Origin of the sequence: Blautia luti, assembly GCF_033096465.1 — a bacterium.
Taxonomy (GTDB): Bacteria; Bacillota; Clostridia; order Lachnospirales; family Lachnospiraceae; genus Blautia_A; species Blautia_A luti.
Genome location: NZ_AP028156.1, coordinates 2,806,216 through 2,823,966, shown reverse-complemented (window position 1 = coordinate 2,823,966; position 17,751 = coordinate 2,806,216). Strand labels below are relative to the sequence as shown.

Annotated in this window: 31 protein-coding genes; all 31 read left to right on the top strand. The window is 41.7% G+C overall.

Features of this window, described 5'->3' with window-relative positions; all coding sequences use genetic code 11:
• The first annotated feature begins 1 nt into the window (after position 1).
• The 31 genes from rapZ to rpsM all read left to right on the top strand — a co-directional run bounded on the left by rapZ (position 2) and on the right by rpsM (position 17,711).
• Positions 2–889 (top strand): RNase adapter RapZ, encoded by an 888-nt coding sequence (gene rapZ / locus R8695_RS13100; RefSeq protein WP_118509282.1) that lies wholly within the window; start codon positions 2–4, stop codon positions 887–889.
• A 9-nt stretch (positions 890–898) separates the two neighbouring features.
• Entirely contained in the window at positions 899–1,858 is a 960-nt protein-coding gene (gene whiA / locus R8695_RS13095; protein WP_118509283.1) for a DNA-binding protein WhiA, read from the top strand.
• Entirely contained in the window at positions 1,855–2,109 is a 255-nt protein-coding gene (locus R8695_RS13090) for an HPr family phosphocarrier protein (RefSeq protein WP_118509284.1), read from the top strand. Before whiA ends, R8695_RS13090 begins: the two co-directional genes overlap by 4 nt.
• Before the next feature lie 170 nt (positions 2,110–2,279).
• Positions 2,280–3,371: a hypothetical protein gene (locus R8695_RS13085; RefSeq protein ID WP_154780828.1), complete on the top strand. Its 1,092-nt coding sequence runs from the start codon at positions 2,280–2,282 to the stop codon at positions 3,369–3,371.
• A 580-nt stretch (positions 3,372–3,951) separates the two neighbouring features.
• Positions 3,952–4,269, top strand: coding sequence for a 30S ribosomal protein S10 (rpsJ, locus tag R8695_RS13080; RefSeq protein ID WP_008707245.1), 318 nt, complete (start codon positions 3,952–3,954; stop codon positions 4,267–4,269).
• 96 nt (positions 4,270–4,365) lie between these two features.
• Entirely contained in the window at positions 4,366–4,998 is a 633-nt protein-coding gene (gene rplC / locus R8695_RS13075) for a 50S ribosomal protein L3 (RefSeq protein ID WP_118509286.1), read from the top strand.
• 21 nt (positions 4,999–5,019) lie between these two features.
• Positions 5,020–5,640, top strand: coding sequence for a 50S ribosomal protein L4 (rplD, locus tag R8695_RS13070; RefSeq protein WP_118509287.1), 621 nt, complete (start codon positions 5,020–5,022; stop codon positions 5,638–5,640).
• Positions 5,640–5,939: a 50S ribosomal protein L23 gene (gene rplW, locus R8695_RS13065; protein WP_118509288.1), complete on the top strand. Its 300-nt coding sequence runs from the start codon at positions 5,640–5,642 to the stop codon at positions 5,937–5,939. The genes rplD and rplW overlap by 1 nt, the downstream gene beginning before the upstream one ends.
• An 81-nt stretch (positions 5,940–6,020) precedes the next feature.
• The gene (gene rplB, locus R8695_RS13060) at positions 6,021–6,866 is read left to right on the top strand and encodes a 50S ribosomal protein L2 (protein ID WP_118509289.1); all 846 of its coding nucleotides are present in this window, start codon (positions 6,021–6,023) and stop codon (positions 6,864–6,866) included.
• A 15-nt stretch (positions 6,867–6,881) separates the two neighbouring features.
• Positions 6,882–7,163 (top strand): 30S ribosomal protein S19, encoded by a 282-nt coding sequence (gene rpsS, locus R8695_RS13055; protein ID WP_008707255.1) that lies wholly within the window; start codon positions 6,882–6,884, stop codon positions 7,161–7,163.
• Positions 7,164–7,251: 88 nt separating this feature from the next.
• Entirely contained in the window at positions 7,252–7,641 is a 390-nt protein-coding gene (gene rplV, locus R8695_RS13050; protein ID WP_118509290.1) for a 50S ribosomal protein L22, read from the top strand.
• Positions 7,642–7,652: 11 nt separating this feature from the next.
• Entirely contained in the window at positions 7,653–8,309 is a 657-nt protein-coding gene (rpsC, locus tag R8695_RS13045) for a 30S ribosomal protein S3 (protein ID WP_117675254.1), read from the top strand.
• Positions 8,309–8,746 carry a 50S ribosomal protein L16 gene (gene rplP, locus R8695_RS13040; protein ID WP_008707261.1) on the top strand — a complete coding sequence of 146 codons (438 nt, stop codon included), beginning with the start codon at positions 8,309–8,311 and terminating at the stop codon, positions 8,744–8,746. The genes rpsC and rplP overlap by 1 nt, the downstream gene beginning before the upstream one ends.
• Entirely contained in the window at positions 8,736–8,945 is a 210-nt protein-coding gene (rpmC, locus tag R8695_RS13035; RefSeq protein ID WP_020994114.1) for a 50S ribosomal protein L29, read from the top strand. The genes rplP and rpmC overlap by 11 nt, the downstream gene beginning before the upstream one ends.
• A 15-nt stretch (positions 8,946–8,960) precedes the next feature.
• Entirely contained in the window at positions 8,961–9,215 is a 255-nt protein-coding gene (gene rpsQ / locus R8695_RS13030; RefSeq protein WP_008707264.1) for a 30S ribosomal protein S17, read from the top strand.
• A gap of 13 nt (positions 9,216–9,228) precedes the next feature.
• A complete protein-coding gene (gene rplN / locus R8695_RS13025) occupies positions 9,229–9,597 on the top strand; it encodes a 50S ribosomal protein L14 (protein WP_008707265.1) in 369 nt (122 codons plus the stop codon).
• Between the two features lie 11 nt (positions 9,598–9,608).
• A complete protein-coding gene (gene rplX, locus R8695_RS13020) occupies positions 9,609–9,920 on the top strand; it encodes a 50S ribosomal protein L24 (RefSeq protein WP_118331053.1) in 312 nt (103 codons plus the stop codon).
• A gap of 21 nt (positions 9,921–9,941) precedes the next feature.
• Entirely contained in the window at positions 9,942–10,481 is a 540-nt protein-coding gene (rplE, locus tag R8695_RS13015; protein WP_117675253.1) for a 50S ribosomal protein L5, read from the top strand.
• Positions 10,482–10,496: 15 nt separating this feature from the next.
• Positions 10,497–10,682 (top strand): type Z 30S ribosomal protein S14, encoded by a 186-nt coding sequence (locus tag R8695_RS13010; protein WP_008707268.1) that lies wholly within the window; start codon positions 10,497–10,499, stop codon positions 10,680–10,682.
• Between the two features lie 145 nt (positions 10,683–10,827).
• Entirely contained in the window at positions 10,828–11,229 is a 402-nt protein-coding gene (gene rpsH, locus R8695_RS13005) for a 30S ribosomal protein S8 (RefSeq protein ID WP_118509291.1), read from the top strand.
• Between the two features lie 88 nt (positions 11,230–11,317).
• On the top strand, positions 11,318–11,857 hold the full coding sequence (gene rplF, locus R8695_RS13000; RefSeq protein WP_025579624.1) for a 50S ribosomal protein L6: 540 nt from the start codon (positions 11,318–11,320) through the stop codon (positions 11,855–11,857).
• Positions 11,858–11,874: 17 nt separating this feature from the next.
• Complete coding sequence (gene rplR / locus R8695_RS12995; protein ID WP_019162491.1) at positions 11,875–12,243, top strand: 50S ribosomal protein L18; 369 nt, start codon at positions 11,875–11,877, stop codon at positions 12,241–12,243.
• A gap of 18 nt (positions 12,244–12,261) precedes the next feature.
• The gene (gene rpsE / locus R8695_RS12990) at positions 12,262–12,771 is read left to right on the top strand and encodes a 30S ribosomal protein S5 (protein WP_118509292.1); all 510 of its coding nucleotides are present in this window, start codon (positions 12,262–12,264) and stop codon (positions 12,769–12,771) included.
• A gap of 15 nt (positions 12,772–12,786) precedes the next feature.
• Complete coding sequence (gene rpmD / locus R8695_RS12985) at positions 12,787–12,969, top strand: 50S ribosomal protein L30 (protein WP_008707273.1); 183 nt, start codon at positions 12,787–12,789, stop codon at positions 12,967–12,969.
• A 142-nt stretch (positions 12,970–13,111) separates the two neighbouring features.
• Positions 13,112–13,552: a 50S ribosomal protein L15 gene (gene rplO / locus R8695_RS12980; RefSeq protein WP_008707274.1), complete on the top strand. Its 441-nt coding sequence runs from the start codon at positions 13,112–13,114 to the stop codon at positions 13,550–13,552.
• Entirely contained in the window at positions 13,552–14,868 is a 1,317-nt protein-coding gene (secY, locus tag R8695_RS12975; RefSeq protein ID WP_118509293.1) for a preprotein translocase subunit SecY, read from the top strand. The genes rplO and secY overlap by 1 nt, the downstream gene beginning before the upstream one ends.
• A 66-nt stretch (positions 14,869–14,934) precedes the next feature.
• The gene (locus R8695_RS12970) at positions 14,935–15,579 is read left to right on the top strand and encodes an adenylate kinase (protein WP_118509294.1); all 645 of its coding nucleotides are present in this window, start codon (positions 14,935–14,937) and stop codon (positions 15,577–15,579) included.
• 32 nt (positions 15,580–15,611) lie between these two features.
• The gene (gene map / locus R8695_RS12965) at positions 15,612–16,367 is read left to right on the top strand and encodes a type I methionyl aminopeptidase (RefSeq protein ID WP_118509295.1); all 756 of its coding nucleotides are present in this window, start codon (positions 15,612–15,614) and stop codon (positions 16,365–16,367) included.
• A 25-nt stretch (positions 16,368–16,392) separates the two neighbouring features.
• On the top strand, positions 16,393–16,611 hold the full coding sequence (infA, locus tag R8695_RS12960; RefSeq protein ID WP_005428560.1) for a translation initiation factor IF-1: 219 nt from the start codon (positions 16,393–16,395) through the stop codon (positions 16,609–16,611).
• 295 nt (positions 16,612–16,906) lie between these two features.
• On the top strand, positions 16,907–17,020 hold the full coding sequence (gene rpmJ / locus R8695_RS12955; protein WP_003497809.1) for a 50S ribosomal protein L36: 114 nt from the start codon (positions 16,907–16,909) through the stop codon (positions 17,018–17,020).
• Positions 17,021–17,342: 322 nt separating this feature from the next.
• A complete protein-coding gene (gene rpsM, locus R8695_RS12950) occupies positions 17,343–17,711 on the top strand; it encodes a 30S ribosomal protein S13 (RefSeq protein ID WP_008707282.1) in 369 nt (122 codons plus the stop codon).
• Positions 17,712–17,751: the final 40 nt, after the last annotated feature.

Genomic DNA, 17,751 nt, shown 5'->3' with positions numbered 1-17,751 from the left:
AATGCGTTTTGTAATAGTTACAGGAGTATCAGGAGCAGGAAAAACGGCGGCTTTGAAGATGCTGGAGGATGCCAATTATTTTTGCGTGGATAATCTTCCAATTCCGCTGCTGGAGAAGTTTGCTTCACTGATGCCGGAGATACATGGAGAAGATGTGCAGAATGTTGCACTTGGCATTGATGCCAGAAGCGGACGTTCACTGGATGAACTGGAAGTTGTGCTGGACAGGATGAAAGAAGCGGGATATGATTTCGAGATTCTTTTTTTGGATGCAGAGGACAGTGTTCTGGTAAAAAGATATAAAGAAACCAGAAGAAGCCATCCTCTTGCAATGGGAGGAAGAGTGGATGACGGAATCAGGATAGAAAGAGAAAAGATGCGTTTTCTGAGAGAACGTGCGGACTATATTATTGATACCAGCCATCTGCTGACCAGAGAACTGAAACAGGAGATTGAGAGGATCTTCGTGGAGAATCAGGATTTCTGCAATATGATGATTTCTGTGCTGTCTTTTGGATTCAAATATGGAATTCCGGCAGATGCAGATCTGGTTTTCGATGTACGCTTCCTTCCCAATCCTTATTATGTGGATGAACTCAGGCCTCTTACAGGACTGGATGAAAGAGTATTTAATTATGTTATGGATTGTGATATAGCCAGGGAGTTTGCAGATAAACTGGAGGATATGATCACTTTTCTGATCCCCAATTATGTAAAAGAGGGAAAGACCAATCTTGTGATAGCCATAGGATGTACAGGTGGCAAGCATCGGTCTGTCACTCTGGCAAGAGAATTATACAGCAGGCTCTCCGGCAATGAGAAATATGGATTCAGGTTGGAACACAGAGATGTGGATAAAGACAGAATGCTGAAAAAACAGGAAGGATGAGACCGGGAAATGTCTTTTTCAGGGATGGTGAAAGAAGAACTTTCCAGACAGATAGGAACAGCAAGGCACTGCAGAATAGCAGAACTGGCTGCGCTGATCGGTTTCTGCGGCAGACTGGAACATTTTCCCCAGGGAGAAAAACTGAAACTCCAGACGGAAAATGAGACAGTTGCAAGAAAGTGCTTTACATTATTACAAAAAACATTTAATATAGAGAAAGAAATATCTGTACGTGAGAACAGTCATCTGAAGAGAGTAAAGGTATATGTACTGGAGATATCGGATCCCGAAGAGATACGGGAGATACTTCAGGCGACGAAACTGATCGCGGACAGTAAATTCTGTGATACGCTTATTTTGCAGGATATGCTGGTAGTACAGCAGAGCTGCTGCAAAAGAGCTTATATCAGAGGCGCTTTTCTGGCATCGGGTTCCATCAGTGACCCGGAGAAGGGATATCATTTCGAGATTGTATATCCGGATGAAAGAAAAGCACAGCAGCTGCAGACGATTATCCGCAGTTTTTCAGTAGATGCCAAAATTGTTCAGCGCAAGAAATCATATGTGGTCTATGTGAAGGAGGGCGCGCAGATTGTGGATATGCTCGCAGTCATGGAGGCAAATGTGGCATTGATGGATCTGGAGAATATCCGGATACTGAAGGAGATGAGAAATTCAGTAAACCGGAAGGTAAATTGTGAAACTGCCAATATCAATAAAACAGTAAATGCGGCTGTCAAGCAGATGGAGGATATAAAGCTGATTCAGCAGGTAATGGGCTTCGAACAGCTGAGTGATGGGCTTGCACAGATCGCAGAATTAAGGATGCAGTATCCTGAAGCAACACTAAAAGAATTAGGAATGATGTTGAGTCCGCAGGTGGGCAAATCGGGAGTCAATCACAGATTAAGGAAGTTGAGTGCATTGGCTGACGAACTGCGGGAGAAACAAGGAGGAGAATTATTATGATTAAAAAACCGATCACCATTAACTTATCTACCGGACTGGAGGCACGCCCTGTGGCACAGCTGGTTCAGGTAGCAAGCCAGTTTAACAGTGAAATATATGTTGAGATTGGCAAGAAACGTGTAAATGCCAAAAGTATTATGGGAATGATGACTCTGGGACTGGATGCCGGAGAAGAAATTACACTTTCTGCTAATGGTGAAGATGAAGAAGCTGCCATGAACAGCATTGAGCAGTATCTCAGTAATCAGTAATCATAGGATCAGTCATAAATACAAAAAGCATCTGGAAAGGAAGACCGCTTTTCAGGTGCTTTTTATAAGTTGACCATAGAAAAAAAACAGGGTATAATGAGAGTGCTGTAAACCAAAGCAGGTAATAAAGAAATGAACCAACAGAATAAAAGAAATGAGGAGCATTACAGATGTCGAAAGTTTTAAAGTTTATCGTACACTTTATTGTCATATGTACTATTGTATGCGTTGTCGGTCTGGCAGTTCCGCCGTTCCTGGGAATCACTACAGAGATCATGGATGATTCAAGTAAGGATACGAATCTGCCGATGGGATCCGTTACCTATGCAATTCCGGTGAAAACAGAAAGCGCTGCTGTAGGAGATTATATCCTGTATCAGGGCGAATCAGCAGCATATAAATATATGATCACAGAAATGGATCAGGAAAACCATATTTTCAAAGTAATCGACAAGACAGATGCAAGCGGTGAGACTATCAGTGTGGAAGTGAAGGATTACATTCCGAAAGCTGTGATAACTGTAGGATATGTAGGATATCTGTTGATCGCTACCGAAAGTATAGAGGGATTGATCATTCTTGGACTTGCAGTACTGTTTCTTATCATTCTTTATATCATTGCCGAGCTCTGGAAGAAAGAACCTCAGGATGATTATGAGGATGAGGATCCGGAACCGGGTTATGTTAAGAGTAAGAAAGAGCTGAAAAAGGAAGAGAAAGCAAGAGAGCGCCGTTATAAAGAAGAAGAGCGCCAGATCAAACAGGAAGACAAACAGCGTAAGAAAGAAAAGAAAGCCAAAAGAAAGAAAATAAAAACAGGCGGTTTCGTGGATGAGATTTATGAGGATGAACTGGAACCGGAAGTAAATGAAAGACCGGTTACTGTACAGACTGCCACCAGCGAGGCTCATGAACTTCTGAAGAAGGAGATCGCAGCAGCGACTGCAGATGAACCGGAAGAGAAACCAGTGCCTGTTCAGGGACAGAAAGTAAGCAGTGATACTGCAATGATCGTTCCGAAAGTAAAGGAAACACTCAGAGCGATGATGGAGGAGGATAAGAGAAAAGAAACTTCCCCGGAAGAAGATGAGGAGATCCTGATCAAACGTATGGCTGTTCCGGTATGGTCAGCAGCACAGATCGCTGATGCAGCCAAGAATCAGGGAGATGCACCGGAGATCATTAAGGATGATGTGACGAAGGTTACATTATTTGATTATTCAGATATTATAGCAGAGGAGAAGAAGCTCCCTGCAGAATAATAAAGACGAAATGAGACAGGATCAGTTTCCGCTGGGATAGAACCAGGGAAGTGCTGATCCTGTTTTATTATGTCATATGAAATTATTTCACAATAGTTCCATGATATAATAAAGTCCTCCGTCCAGGATCGCAGCGAACAGCTCCTGAACGGAAGATAGAAAAATGCAGATAAAAACATATTAATATAGAAGAAACTCATTCAAACGTGACCTGCCGGCAGCAGGCAATAGAAAAATGGGAAGATTGTACCAGACAGGATAACAAAAAATTGTACAGAAGCAAGTACAAAAAAATATCAAAAAAAGTGAAAAAAACACTTGCATTTTCCTGAGAGGTCGTGTATACTCTCAATTGTTGTGACATTGATAGCAATGAAGCGCGAGGTTGCTGCCACAGAGATGGCAGGTTTTCCGTGGAGCGAATGTCAAGTTTGAAAACTGACGACAAGTCACTGTACAAGTTCAGAAGACCATCCAGGGATGGCGTGTGTGGTAAGAGATTGAAAGACACACACGGAGATGTGTACAGTCGCCGCTTGTCGTACTGCTTGAAAAGTACGAATAGGAGGAGACTTTTTTTATGGCAAATCAGGTAATGAGAATCACATTAAAGGCTTATGATCATCAGTTAGTAGATGCATCTGCAGCAAAAATCATCGAAACTGTTAAAAAGAACGGAGCAATGGTAAGTGGCCCAGTTCCGCTTCCAACTAAGAAGGAAGTTGTTACAATCTTAAGAGCCGTTCATAAATACAAAGATTCCAGAGAACAGTTCGAACAGAGAACTCATAAGAGACTGATCGATATCCTGACACCAACACAGAAGACAGTAGATGCTCTGTCAAGACTGGAAATGCCAGCAGGTGTTAACATCGATATCAAGATGAAGACTAAATAATTAGTCATCAACCCCAATTTGATAATGCTCTAAGCATTAAGCTATTTACTATATGATTGCCGGTAATCGGTAATCCGCTATAAGGAGGAAGAAAGAATGAAGAAAGCTATTTTAGCTACTAAAGTCGGAATGACTCAGATCTTCAATGAAGACGGCCAGTTAATTCCGGTAACAGTTTTACAGGCTGGTCCTTGTGTCGTAACTCAGGTTAAGACAGAAGAAAACGACGGATACGAAGCAGTTCAGGTCGGATTCGGCGACATCAGAGAAAGCCTTGTTAACAAACCGGAAAAAGGACACTTTGACAAAGCTGGCGTTGCAGTAAAGAGATTCGTTAAAGAGTTCAGATTTGATAACGCTGCTGAATATACAGTAGGACAGGAAATTAAAGCTGATATCTTTGCAGACGGCGATCACATTGATGCAACAGCTGTTTCCAAAGGTAAAGGTTTCCAGGGTGCGATCAAGAGACATGGTCAGTCCAGAGGACCTATGGCTCACGGTTCCAAATATCACCGTCATGCAGGTTCCAATGGTGCTTGTTCTGATCCGAGCAAGGTATTCAAAGGAAAACACATGCCAGGTCATATGGGAAATGTTCAGGTTACTGTACAGAACCTTGAGATCGTACGCGTAGATAAAGAAAACAACTTACTGTTAGTTAAGGGTGCTGTTCCAGGACCTAAGAAATCTTTGGTTACTATCAAAGAGACAGTAAAGTCCTTATAATAAGAAAGGAGGAGCACACAAATGGCAAACGTAACTGTTTATAATATGGAAGGCAACGAAGTTGGAACAATGGAACTGAATGATGCAGTATTCGGCGTAGAAGTCAATGAGCATCTTGTTCACCTTGCTGTTGTTCGTCAGCTTGCAAATAATCGCCAGGGTACTCAGAAAGCTAAAACTCGTTCTGAAGTAAGCGGCGGCGGAAGAAAACCGTGGAGACAGAAAGGAACAGGTCATGCTAGACAGGGTTCCATCCGTGCACCACAGTGGACTGGCGGCGGTGTTGTATTCGCTCCGGTACCAAGAGATTATGAAGTAAAAATGAACAAGAAAGAAAGAAGAGCTGCTTTAAAATCTGCTCTGACTTCCAAAGTTCAGGACAATAAATTAGTAGTAGTTGATGCTCTTACACTTGCAGATGTTAAGACAAAAGAAATGCAGAAAGTTCTTACAAACCTGAAAGCTGAGAAAGCGCTTGTGATCACAGCTACAGATGACAAGAATGTAATCATTTCCGCTAGAAACATCGCAGATGTACAGACAGCAACACCAAGTACTATTAACGTATACGATGTTATGAACCATGGCACCGTAGTTGTAACCAAAGATGCTGTAGCATCCATCGAGGAGGTATATGCATAATGGCTAACATTCAGTACTATGACGTAATCAAGAAACCAGTGATTACAGAAAAATCTATGAACGCTATGGCTGAAAAGAAATACACTTTCTTAGTTCATCCAGAAGCAAATAAATCTCAGATCAAAGAAGCTGTAGAGAAAATGTTCGAAGGAACAAAAGTAAAGAGCGTTAACACCATGAACATGGATGGAAAGAAAAAACGCCGTGGTATGACAGTTGGAACAACTGCTAAAACCAAAAAAGCTATCGTAGCTCTGACAGAAGACAGCAAAGATATCGAAATCTTCGAAGGACTTTAATTAACAGATAGCGAGTGATAACGCAGGTTATTGCGAATATGTGCACGAAAGCACGAGAACAAATTCGAAAGGAGAACAAAAATGGGAATCAAAAGTTATAACCCATATACACCGTCTAGAAGACATATGACTGGTTCCGATTTCTCAGAGATCACAAAATCTACACCAGAGAAATCTCTTACCGTGTCTTTAAAGAAAAACGCTGGACGTAACAACCAGGGTAAGATCACAGTTAGACACCGCGGAGGCGGAAGCAGAAGAAAATACAGAATCATCGACTTCAAGAGAAGAAAAGATGGAGTTGCTGCAACAGTACTTTCCATCGAGTATGATCCAAACAGAACAGCAAACATCGCTCTTATCTGCTATGCAGATGGCGAGAAAGCATATATCCTTGCACCGGAAGGCTTAAAAGTAGGCCAGAAAGTCATGAACGGAGCAGAAGCAGAAGTTCGTGTTGGTAACTGCTTACCATTAGAGCTTATCCCGGTTGGTACTATGGTACACAACATTGAGCTTCATCCTGGAAAGGGCGGACAGATGGTTCGTTCTGCTGGAAACGGCGCTCAGTTAATGGCTAAAGAAGGCAAATACGCAACACTGCGTCTGCCATCTGGTGAAATGAGAATGGTTCCGATTGTATGCCGCGCATCTGTTGGTGTTGTCGGAAACGGAGATCACAACCTGATTAACATCGGTAAAGCCGGACGTAAACGTAACATGGGTATCAGACCTACTGTTCGTGGTTCCGTAATGAACCCGAATGACCATCCACACGGTGGTGGTGAAGGAAAGACTGGTATCGGTCGCCCAGGTCCATGCACTCCATGGGGAAAACCTGCTCTTGGTCTGAAGACAAGAAAGAAAAACAAACCGTCCAACAAGCTCATCGTAAGAAGACGCGATGGAAAAGCTTTATCGAAATAATAAGGAGGATTAAGCATGTCTCGTTCACTGAAAAAAGGACCTTTTGCAGATGCCAGCTTACTTAAAAAAGTAGATGCATTAAACGCTGCAAATGATAAATCCGTTATCAAAACCTGGTCACGCCGTTCTACAATCTTCCCGTCCTTCGTAGGACACACAATTGCTGTCCATGACGGAAGAAAACACGTGCCGGTATACGTAACAGAAGATATGGTTGGCCACAAACTCGGTGAGTTCGTTGCAACCAGAACTTACAGAGGACACGGAAAAGACGAAAAGAAATCCGGAGTTCGCTAGTATTTGACTTTATATTCTGTCTGCTGTCCATGAGACAGCGGACAGGTTAACCTGATATTGAGAGAAAAAGGAAAGGAGGCACTTTAAAATGGCAAAGGGACATAGAAGCCAGATAAAAAGAGCCAGAAATGAGAGTAATAGAGAGACAAGACCGTCTGCAAAATTATCTTACGCAAGAATTTCTGTTCAGAAAGCCTGCTACGTGTTAGATGTAATTCGCGGTAAAGATGTGCAGACAGCACTTGGTATCTTAACATACAACCCAAGATACGCTTCCAGCGTGATCAAGAAACTTCTTGAGTCAGCAATTGCAAATGCTGAAAACAACAACGGAATGAATGCAGACAACCTCTACGTTGCAGCCTGCTATGCAGATAAAGGACCTACAATGAAGAGAATTCAGCCGAGAGCACAGGGTAGAGCTTACAGAATCGAAAAGAGAACAAGCCATATTACCATCGTGCTGGATGAGAAATAAGGAGGAAAAGCATGGGACAGAAAGTTAACCCACATGGCCTTAGAGTCGGTGTTATCAAGGATTGGGATTCAAGATGGTATGCTGATGCAGACTTCGCTGATTACCTGGTAGAAGACTACAACATCAGAACATTCCTTAAAAAGAAATTATACAGCGCAGGTGTTTCCAAAATTGAAATCGAAAGAGCATCTGACAGAGTTAAGATCATCATCTACACAGCTAAACCTGGTATCGTAATCGGTAAAGGTGGCGCTGAGATCGAAAAAGTAAAAGCTGAATTAAAGAAATTCACAGACAAGAAACTTATCGTAGATATCAAAGAAGTAAAGAGACCAGACAGAGATGCTCAGTTAGTAGCAGAGAATATCGCATTACAGCTTGAGAACCGTATCTCTTTCAGACGTGCAATGAAATCTACAATGCAGAGAACAATGAAGGCCGGAGCAAAAGGTATCAAAACATCCGTATCCGGACGTCTTGGCGGTGCTGATATGGCTCGTACAGAGTTCTACAGCGAAGGAACTATTCCGCTTCAGACACTTCGTGCAGATATTGACTATGGATTCGCAGAAGCAGACACAACATACGGCAAAGTTGGCGTAAAAGCTTGGGTCTACAATGGCGAAGTACTTCCAACAAAAGGAACTAAGGAAGGGAGCGATAAATAATGTTAATGCCAAAAAGAGTAAAACGTCGTAAACAATTCCGTGGCTCCATGAGAGGAAAAGCCCTCAGAGGCAATAAGATCAATTATGGTGAATTCGGACTTGTTGCAACCGAACCGTGTTGGATCCGTTCCAATCAGATCGAGGCAGCCCGTGTTGCTATGACCCGTTACATCAAACGTGGTGGTCAGGTTTGGATTAAGATTTTCCCAGATAAACCAGTAACAGCGAAACCAGCAGAAACACGAATGGGTTCCGGAAAAGGTGCCCTTGAATACTGGGTAGCAGTTGTTAAGCCAGGACGTGTAATGTTCGAAATCGCAGGCGTTTCAGAAGAAATCGCTCGTGAAGCATTACGTCTTGCAATGCACAAGTTACCATGTAAATGCAAAATTGTTTCTCGTGCAGACTTAGAAGGCGGTGATAACAGTGAAAATTAATAAATTCGTGGAAGATTTAAAGGCAAAATCAGCTGCAGAATTAAATGAAGAATTAGTAGCTGCTAAAAAAGAACTTTTCAATCTGAGATTTCAGAATGCAACTAATCAATTAGAAAATACAAGCCGCATCAAAGAGGTTCGCAAGAACATTGCAAGAATCCAGACAGTAATTACTGAGCAGGCTAACGCTTCCAAATAATAGGAGGAAACTATCGTGGAAAGAAATCTGAGAAAAACCCGCGTGGGTAAGGTTGTCAGCAATAAGATGGACAAAACCATTGTAGTTGCTATTGAAGACCATGTAAAACATCCTCTTTACAAAAAAATCGTGAAGAGAACATATAAATTAAAAGCTCATGACGAAAATAATGAGTGCAATATCGGTGATACCGTAAAAGTTATGGAAACCAGACCGTTATCCAAAGATAAAAGATGGAGACTGGTTGAAATCGTAGAGAAAGTTAAATAAGGAGGAGACCAGTATGATCCAGCAGGAAACTAGACTGAAAGTTGCCGACAACACTGGTGCAAAAGAAATCCTTTGTATTCGTGTTATGGGCGGCTCTACAAGAAGATATGCAAGCATTGGCGATACAATCGTTGCTACTGTCAAAGATGCAACACCAGGCGGCGTTGTTAAAAAAGGTGACGTTGTAAAAGCTGTTGTAGTTAGAACTAAAAAAGGCGCTCGTCGTAAAGACGGATCTTATATCCGCTTCGATGAAAATGCTGCCGTAATCATTAAAGACGACTTAACTCCGAGAGGAACACGTATCTTTGGACCAGTTGCCAGAGAACTTCGTGAGAAGAAATTCATGAAGATCGTTTCCTTAGCTCCGGAAGTATTATAGGAGGGTGCCTAATGTCAGCTATGAAAATTAAAAAAGGTGATACTGTAAAAGTTATCGCTGGTAAAGATAATGGCAAAGAGGGTAAAGTCCTTGCAGTAAACGCAAAAGACAATACCGTTATTGTTGAGAACATCAACAAGGTTACAAAACACAGCAAACCATCTGCAGCAAATCAGCAGGGCGGAATCATCACAAAAGAAGCTCCATTGCACATCTCCAATGTAATGCTGGTTGTTGATGGACAGGCTACAAGAGTAGGCTTCCAGATGGATGGAGACAAAAAAGTCCGCGTTGCTAAAAAGACCGGTAAGGTTATCGATTAATTAAGAGAGGAGGCATGACAAGTGAGTAGATTAAAAGAAATGTACAAAAATGAGATCATGGATGCCATGACCAAAAAATTTGGATACAAAAATGTTATGGAAGTGCCAAAACTCGATAAGATCGTAATCAATATGGGTGTTGGTGAAGCCAAAGAAAACGCTAAGCTTCTTGATGCTGCAATCGCAGATATGGAACTTATCACAGGACAGAAAGCAATCGCTACAAAAGCGAAAAAATCTGTTGCTAACTTCAAAATCAGAGAGGGTATGCCGATCGGTTGTAAAGTTACATTAAGAGGAGAAAAAATGTACGAGTTCGCTGATCGTCTGATCAACCTTGCACTTCCTCGTGTACGTGACTTCCGTGGTATCAACCCGAACGCATTCGATGGCCGTGGAAACTACGCTCTGGGTATCAAAGAGCAGCTGATCTTCCCGGAAGTTGAATATGATAAAGTTGATAAAGTAAGAGGTATGGACATCATCTTCGTTACTACAGCTAAGACTGATGAAGAAGCACGTGAATTACTGACATTATTCAATATGCCGTTTGCAAAGTAATAGGAGGAACGATTCATGGCTAAAACAGCAATGAAAATCAAACAGCAGCGTAAACAGAAATTCTCCACAAGAGAATATACACGTTGCAACATTTGTGGACGTCCACATTCTGTTTTAAGAAAATACGGAATCTGCAGAATCTGCTTCCGTGAATTAGCTTACAAGGGACAGATCCCGGGTGTTAAGAAGGCTTCCTGGTAGGAACCGGATTTAAATAGAAATAAACGATCGGCTGATTTTATCAGCCCGATCATGTGTCCAAACGAGTTTTATGATCAAACAGGTAACAATGTAAACAATTAATATAAATGCACATGTAAAGTCTGAATTATAGGAGGAAACTAACATGACAATGAGCGATCCAATCGCAGATATGCTTACAAGAATCCGTAACGCAAACACTGCAAAACATGACACAGTAGATGTTCCGGCATCCAAAATGAAAATTGCAATTGCTAACATCCTTGTTGATGAAGGATATATTGCAAAATATGATTTAGTTGAAGACGGAGTTGTTAAAACTCTTCATATCACACTGAAATACGGTGAAGACAAAAACGAAAAAATCATCACTGGTTTAAAGAGAATCTCCAAACCTGGTCTTCGTATCTACGCAGGCAAGGATGAGCTTCCAAAAGTTCTTGGTGGACTTGGAATCGCAATTCTTTCTACAAACAAAGGTGTTATTACTGATAAAGAAGCCCGTAAACTTCAGGTTGGCGGCGAAGTATTAGCATTCGTTTGGTAATTTGAACCAAGATTTTTTATAGAGAATTAACTGAAAACAGAGAGGATGCAATATCCTCTCCGATAATCTAAGTAAGGAGGACAAACATATGTCACGAATTGGTAGACTTCCGGTTGCTATTCCTGCAGGCGTAGAAGTAACTGTCGCTGAAGGCAACGTAGTAACTGTAAAAGGACCAAAAGGAACACTCGAAAGAGCACTTCCTACAGAAATGGAAATCAAAGTTGAAGATGGTCATGTAGTAGTATCCAGACCAAACGACTTAAAGAAAATGAAATCTCTTCACGGTTTAACAAGAAGCTTGATCCACAACATGGTTGTTGGTGTAAGCGAAGGCTATACAAAAGAGCTTGAAGTTAACGGTGTAGGTTATAAAGCAGCAAAACAGGGCAAAAAGCTTGTGCTTAGCCTTGGATATTCTCATCCGGTAGAAATGGAAGATCCGGACGGAATCGAAACCAAAGTAGATGGTAACAAGATTATCGTATCCGGTATCAGCAAAGAAAAAGTCGGCCAGTTTGCAGCTGAGATCAGAGACAAGAGAAGACCTGAGCCATACAAAGGTAAAGGTATCAAATATGTTGATGAAGTTATCAGACGTAAAGTTGGTAAGACTGGTAAGAAATAATTCAGGAGGGTGAGAAAATGGTAAATAAGGCATCTAGAGCGAAAATTCGTGAGAATAAGCATAGAAGATTACGTCATCATTTAAACGGAACTGCAACAACACCTCGTTTAGCAGTATTTCGTTCCAACAAGCATATGTATGCTCAGATCATTGATGACACTGTAGGAAAGACTTTAGTATCTGCTTCTACTCTTCAGAAAGAAGTAAGAGCTGAGTTAGAGAACACTGATGATGTAGCAGCAGCTGCACATTTAGGAACCGTTATTGGTAAGAAAGCTGTTGAAGCTGGCATCGAAAGCGTTGTTTTCGACAGAGGAGGCTATATCTACCACGGTAAAGTAAAAGCACTGGCAGACGCAGCAAGAGAAGCTGGGCTGAAATTCTAATAAGGAGGAGCGAAACACATGAAACGTAATCTTATTGATGCTAGTCAGTTAGAATTAGAAGATAAAGTAGTATCAATCAAGCGTGTTACCAAGGTTGTTAAAGGTGGTCGTAACTTCCGTTTCACAGCTTTAGTTGTTGTAGGTGACGGCAACGGACACGTTGGTGCAGGTTTAGGTAAAGCAGCCGAAATTCCTGAAGCTATCCGCAAAGGAAAAGAGGATGCTATGAAGAAATTAGTAACAGTAGCAAGAGACGAGAACAACTCCATTACACATGACTTCATTGGAAAATACGGAAGCGCTGAAATGCTTCTGAAGAGAGCTCCGGAAGGTACTGGAGTTATCGCCGGCGGTCCTGCCCGTGCGGTAATCGAGTTAGCTGGTATCAAAAACATCCGTACAAAATGTATGGGATCCAGAAACAAACAGAACGTTGTTCTTGCAACAATCGAAGGCTTAAGACAGTTAAAAACTCCGGAAGAAGTTGCTAGACTTCGCGGAAAATCTGTTGATGAGATTCTGGCTTAAGGAGGAAATACAAAAATGGCAAACACATTAAAAGTTACATTAGTAAAATCTCCTATTGGTGCAGTTCCGAAGCACAAAAAAACTGTTGCAGCTATGGGTCTTACAAAAATGCACAAAACAGTTGAAATGCCGGATAACGCAGCAACAAGAGGAATGATTCAGCAGGTACAGCACCTGGTAAAGGTTGAAGAAGCTTAATTGCGATTTAACCAGAGAGAACTCTGATATGGATCTGATATGAACCTGCCGTTCCTGAGAGTGGCGGGAACATACAGAAACATGATCAGAAACAATACGATCTGAACAGATAGATTTGAAATAATAATAAGGAGGTGCCAACATGGAATTATCAAACTTAAGACCAGCAGAAGGTTCTAAGCACAGCGATAACTTCAGAAGAGGCCGTGGACATGGTTCTGGAAACGGTAAAACAGCCGGTAAAGGACACAAAGGACAGTTAGCTCGTTCCGGTCACAAGAAACCGGGATTCGAAGGTGGTCAGATGCCTTTATACAGACGTCTGCCTAAGAGAGGATTCAAAAACAGAAATACAAAAGAGATCATTGCAATCAACGTTGACGTACTGAACCGTTTTGAAGATGGTGCAGAAGTTACAGCAGAAAGCTTACTTGCAAGTGGTGCAATCTCCAAGATTGCTGATGGCGTTAAAATTCTTGGAAATGGTGAGCTGACAAAGAAACTTAATGTCAAAGTAAACGCTGTCAGCGAGACTGCAAAATCAAAAATTGAAGCTGCTGGTGGTACAGTAGAGGTGATCTAATGTTTGAAACTCTTAAAAATGTTTTTAGAGTGAAAGAAATGAGACGTAAGCTGTTGTATCTGATATGGATGATTTTTATCATCCGTATCGGCTGCCAGATCCCGGTTCCGGGTGTTGACAGTGACTTCTTTAAGCAGTGGTTCAGCAGCAACACCGGAGATGCGTTTAACTTTTTTGATGCGTTTACTGGTGGTTCATTTGAAAAAATGTCAATTTTCGCATTGAACATCACACCGTACATTACTTCATCCATTATCATTCAGCTTCTTACCATTGCCATTCCGGCACTGGAGGAAATGCAGCGAGATGGTGAAGAAGGAAGAAAGAAGATGACTGCAATCACACGTTATGTGACTGTAGGTCTTGCTCTGTTCGAGTCAATCGCAATGGCAATCGGCTTCGGACGTCAGGGTATGATCCCGAATCTGAACTTCTTCAAGGGTGTAATAGTAGTTGCCTGCTTAACAGCTGGTTCTGCTATGCTGATGTGGCTTGGTGAGCGTATTACAGAAAAAGGCATCGGAAATGGTATTTCCATTGTACTTGCTGTAAACATTATTTCCAGAGTGCCAAGCGATCTGGCATTGCTGTATGAGAACTTCATCAAAGGAAAAACAATTGCAAAAGGTACCCTTGCCGGTATTATTATTGCGGCGATCATTCTGCTGGTGGTAGTTCTGGTACTTATCCTGAATGGTGCAGAGAGAAGAATTCCGGTTCAGTATTCAAAGAAAATGGTCGGAAGAAAAATGATGGGCGGTCAGTCCACCAATATTCCTCTGAAAGTAAATACTGCCGGTGTTATTCCGGTTATTTTTGCATCATCCATTATGTCTTTCCCGACTGTGATTGCACAGCTTGCAGGTAAAGGCAATGGAACAGGAATCGGAAACGAGATCCTTCGTGGTCTTTCTTCTAATAACTGGTGTAATCCGAAACAGATCCAGTACAGCTGGGGACTGATTCTTTACATCGTACTTTGCGTTTTCTTTGCATATTTTTATACTTCCATCACATTCAATCCGCTGGAAGTAGCAGATAATATCAAAAAGCAGGGTGGTTTTATACCAGGTATCCGTCCTGGAAAACCTACGTCAGACTATTTGACTAATATCTTAAATTATATTATATTTATAGGTGCAGTAGGTCTTATCATTGTGTGCGTGATCCCGTTCATCTTTAACGGTGTATTTGGAGCAAATGTTTCATTTGGTGGTACATCTATCATCATTATCGTGGGAGTTATCCTTGAAACTGTGAAACAGATTGAATCCCAGCTTCTCGTACGTAATTACAAAGGCTTCCTGAACAACTAAAAATGAGAGGTTGTGGTGCTTTGCATCACAGCCTTGATTTGTAAATGAAAACGGAGGGTATATCTTATGAAAATCATTATGCTGGGTGCACCAGGAGCAGGAAAAGGAACTCAGGCGAAGAAAATCGCTGCGAAATATCAGATTCCGCATATTTCTACCGGAGACATTTTCCGCGCAAATATCAAAAATGGGACAGAACTTGGAAAAAAAGCAAAAACATATATGGATCAGGGACTTCTTGTACCTGATGAACTGACTTGTGATCTGGTTGTGGACAGAATAAAACAGCCGGATGCAGCAAACGGTTATGTACTGGATGGTTTTCCAAGAACAATTCCTCAGGCAGAGTGTTTAACAGAGGCTCTGAATAAACTGGGAAGTAAAGTTGACTATGCAATCGATGTGGATGTTCCGGATTCCAACATTGTAAATCGTATGTCCGGAAGACGTGCCTGCCTCAAGTGTGGTGCTACTTATCATGTAGTACATGCAGCACCGAAGGTTGAAGGTGTTTGTGATACCTGTGGAGAGAAACTGGTTCTTCGTGATGATGACCAGCCTGAAACAGTACAGAAACGTCTGAATGTATATCATGAGCAGACACAGCCACTGATCGATTATTATACTAAAGAGGGAATTTTAAAATCAGTTGATGGTACCAAGGATCTGGAAGAAGTATTTGCAGATATCGTTGCCATCCTGGGAGAGTGATCAGGTGTTTTTAAACACCATCTGGAGGTAAAATGTCGGTTACTATCAAGACAGAACATGAAATTGAACTTATGAGAGAGGCAGGACATCTGCTTGAAAAAGTGCACGATGGACTGATCCCGTATATTAAACCGGGAATGAGCACTAAGGAGATTGACCGTATCGGGGAACAGATGATACGTGATATGGGCTGCATCCCGAATTTCCTGAACTATGGAGGTTTTCCGGCATCATTCTGCATCAGCCTGAATGATGAGGTAGTCCATGGAATCCCGTCTGATGAAAAAATTATTCAGGACGGAGATCTCGTAAAGATTGATGCAGGCCTGATCTATAAAGGCTATCATTCTGATGCAGCGAGAACTTATGCAGTAGGAGAGGTTTCACCGGAGGCACGCCAACTGATGGATGTGACCAGAGAATGCTTTTTCGAAGGTCTGAAGGCTGCACGTGCAGGGAATCATCTGAACGATATTTCCAAGGCAGTGGGTGCTCATGCTGCAAAATATCATTATGGAATTGTTCGTGATCTGGTTGGACATGGAATCGGCACCCACCTTCACGAGGATCCGCAGATCCCTAATTTTCCGCAGAAGAGAAGGGGCGTTCGTTTGGTACCGGGTATGACACTTGCTGTAGAGCCTATGATCAATTTAGGACGTGCAGATGTGGCATGGCTGGATGATGAGTGGACAGTAGTAACTATGGATGGTTCTCTTTCCGCTCATTATGAGAATACGATCCTTATCACAGACGGAGATCCGGAAATTCTGACTCTTACGAAATAATTGGACGACATACAGGAGGTTTAAAATGTCAAAAGCAGATGTAATTGAAGTGGAAGGCACTGTTCTGGAGAAGCTGCCTAATGCGATGTTTAAAGTGGAACTGGAGAACAAACATGTGGTGCTTGCACATATCAGTGGAAAGTTACGTATGAATTTCATCCGTATCCTTCCTGGAGATAAGGTTACAATTGAACTGTCTCCGTATGATCTGTCTAAGGGCAGGATTATCTGGAGAGATAAATAAGAATAAGATTTATTGCATGAGAATGCAATGGTGAGAAAGGGAACCGGAGAAAGCCGGTTCTCTTTTTTTGTCATTGGGGGACGTGTAAAATGGCTTTATTTTGGCAGTGGAAAGTTTTATACTCTAATACATGCAAAAAAATGGGGGAGAAAATGAAAAATTGCGATTTTATTCAAAAAAACGCTTGCATTTTATTTTTTGCTGTGATAGTATATAAGCCGAACGCGTGAATAGTATGTATTTGTGCGCTCAAAAAACTGCAGATTTTAATGAATTTACGGAAGGAGGATTTCCAGTGAAAGTAAGATCATCTGTAAAGCCGATCTGCGAAAAATGCAAGATCATTAAAAGAAAAGGATCTATCAGAGTAATCTGTGAGAATCCAAAACACAAACAGCGTCAGGGTTGATTTGACAGTTTAAAGTTTGTGTAACGTGCGGCTGCAGTGTGAGACACCCGGAAGGGTTGTTCAGACTGTTAAAATAGTTTTAGCATGTATTGCCTAATACCGAGAGGCAACGTTGGCCCGTTGGTCGCAACATTCGGAAAGGCTGCTTTTCGCCAATTGCAGCTGGGTGTTTTACCGAGGCACCCCAATTAGGAACTGAGAAATAAGAAAGTGAAGTGACAGATACATCCCATTTCACCTTATATATAATGAGAAGACTCATGAATATAAGTGATGTACAGGCACCAGGGACTTTCAAAGTAGAAAATGGAGGAAACAGTACATGGCTCGTATAGCTGGTGTAGACTTACCAAGAGAAAAACGTATTGAAATCGGTCTTACCTACATTTATGGTATTGGTAGACCAAGCGCAGACAAAATCCTTGCAAAGGCAGAAGTTAATCCTGACACACGTGTCAGAGATCTGACTGATGACGAAGTTAAGAGACTTAGCGCAGTTATTGATGAAACAATGACAGTAGAAGGTGACCTTCGTAGAGAAATCGCCCTCAACATTAAGAGACTGCAGGAAATCGGATGCTACAGAGGTATCCGTCATCGTAAAGGACTTCCGGTTCGTGGTCAGAAGACTAAGACCAACGCTAGAACACGTAAAGGTCCTAAGAGAACAGTAGCTAATAAGAAGAAATAATCTGTAACATAGATAAATTTGATTGATAAATAGGAAAGTG

Excerpts from the sequence above, each read along its gene's own strand:
- rplP (WP_008707261.1), top strand. The coding sequence starts at position 8,309 with ATGTTAATGCCAAAAAGAGTAAAACGTCGTAAACAATTCCGTGGCTCC.
- R8695_RS13085 (WP_154780828.1), top strand. The coding sequence starts at position 2,280 with ATGTCGAAAGTTTTAAAGTTTATCGTACACTTTATTGTCATATGTACT.
- map (WP_118509295.1), top strand. The coding sequence starts at position 15,612 with ATGTCGGTTACTATCAAGACAGAACATGAAATTGAACTTATGAGAGAG.
- rpsS (WP_008707255.1), top strand. The coding sequence starts at position 6,882 with ATGTCTCGTTCACTGAAAAAAGGACCTTTTGCAGATGCCAGCTTACTT.
- rplD (WP_118509287.1), top strand. The coding sequence starts at position 5,020 with ATGGCAAACGTAACTGTTTATAATATGGAAGGCAACGAAGTTGGAACA.
- whiA (WP_118509283.1), top strand. The coding sequence starts at position 899 with ATGTCTTTTTCAGGGATGGTGAAAGAAGAACTTTCCAGACAGATAGGA.
- rpmD (WP_008707273.1), top strand. The coding sequence starts at position 12,787 with ATGGCAAACACATTAAAAGTTACATTAGTAAAATCTCCTATTGGTGCA.
- rpsC (WP_117675254.1), top strand. The coding sequence starts at position 7,653 with ATGGGACAGAAAGTTAACCCACATGGCCTTAGAGTCGGTGTTATCAAG.
- rpsH (WP_118509291.1), top strand. The coding sequence starts at position 10,828 with ATGACAATGAGCGATCCAATCGCAGATATGCTTACAAGAATCCGTAAC.
- R8695_RS13090 (WP_118509284.1), top strand. The coding sequence starts at position 1,855 with ATGATTAAAAAACCGATCACCATTAACTTATCTACCGGACTGGAGGCA.
- rplV (WP_118509290.1), top strand. The coding sequence starts at position 7,252 with ATGGCAAAGGGACATAGAAGCCAGATAAAAAGAGCCAGAAATGAGAGT.
- rpsE (WP_118509292.1), top strand. The coding sequence starts at position 12,262 with ATGAAACGTAATCTTATTGATGCTAGTCAGTTAGAATTAGAAGATAAA.
- rplF (WP_025579624.1), top strand. The coding sequence starts at position 11,318 with ATGTCACGAATTGGTAGACTTCCGGTTGCTATTCCTGCAGGCGTAGAA.
- infA (WP_005428560.1), top strand. The coding sequence starts at position 16,393 with ATGTCAAAAGCAGATGTAATTGAAGTGGAAGGCACTGTTCTGGAGAAG.
- rpsM (WP_008707282.1), top strand. The coding sequence starts at position 17,343 with ATGGCTCGTATAGCTGGTGTAGACTTACCAAGAGAAAAACGTATTGAA.
- rplX (WP_118331053.1), top strand. The coding sequence starts at position 9,609 with ATGTCAGCTATGAAAATTAAAAAAGGTGATACTGTAAAAGTTATCGCT.
- rplO (WP_008707274.1), top strand. The coding sequence starts at position 13,112 with ATGGAATTATCAAACTTAAGACCAGCAGAAGGTTCTAAGCACAGCGAT.
- secY (WP_118509293.1), top strand. The coding sequence starts at position 13,552 with ATGTTTGAAACTCTTAAAAATGTTTTTAGAGTGAAAGAAATGAGACGT.
- rplB (WP_118509289.1), top strand. The coding sequence starts at position 6,021 with ATGGGAATCAAAAGTTATAACCCATATACACCGTCTAGAAGACATATG.
- rapZ (WP_118509282.1), top strand. The coding sequence starts at position 2 with ATGCGTTTTGTAATAGTTACAGGAGTATCAGGAGCAGGAAAAACGGCG.
- rpsJ (WP_008707245.1), top strand. The coding sequence starts at position 3,952 with ATGGCAAATCAGGTAATGAGAATCACATTAAAGGCTTATGATCATCAG.
- R8695_RS12970 (WP_118509294.1), top strand. The coding sequence starts at position 14,935 with ATGAAAATCATTATGCTGGGTGCACCAGGAGCAGGAAAAGGAACTCAG.
- rplN (WP_008707265.1), top strand. The coding sequence starts at position 9,229 with ATGATCCAGCAGGAAACTAGACTGAAAGTTGCCGACAACACTGGTGCA.
- rplR (WP_019162491.1), top strand. The coding sequence starts at position 11,875 with ATGGTAAATAAGGCATCTAGAGCGAAAATTCGTGAGAATAAGCATAGA.
- R8695_RS13010 (WP_008707268.1), top strand. The coding sequence starts at position 10,497 with ATGGCTAAAACAGCAATGAAAATCAAACAGCAGCGTAAACAGAAATTC.
- rplC (WP_118509286.1), top strand. The coding sequence starts at position 4,366 with ATGAAGAAAGCTATTTTAGCTACTAAAGTCGGAATGACTCAGATCTTC.
- rplW (WP_118509288.1), top strand. The coding sequence starts at position 5,640 with ATGGCTAACATTCAGTACTATGACGTAATCAAGAAACCAGTGATTACA.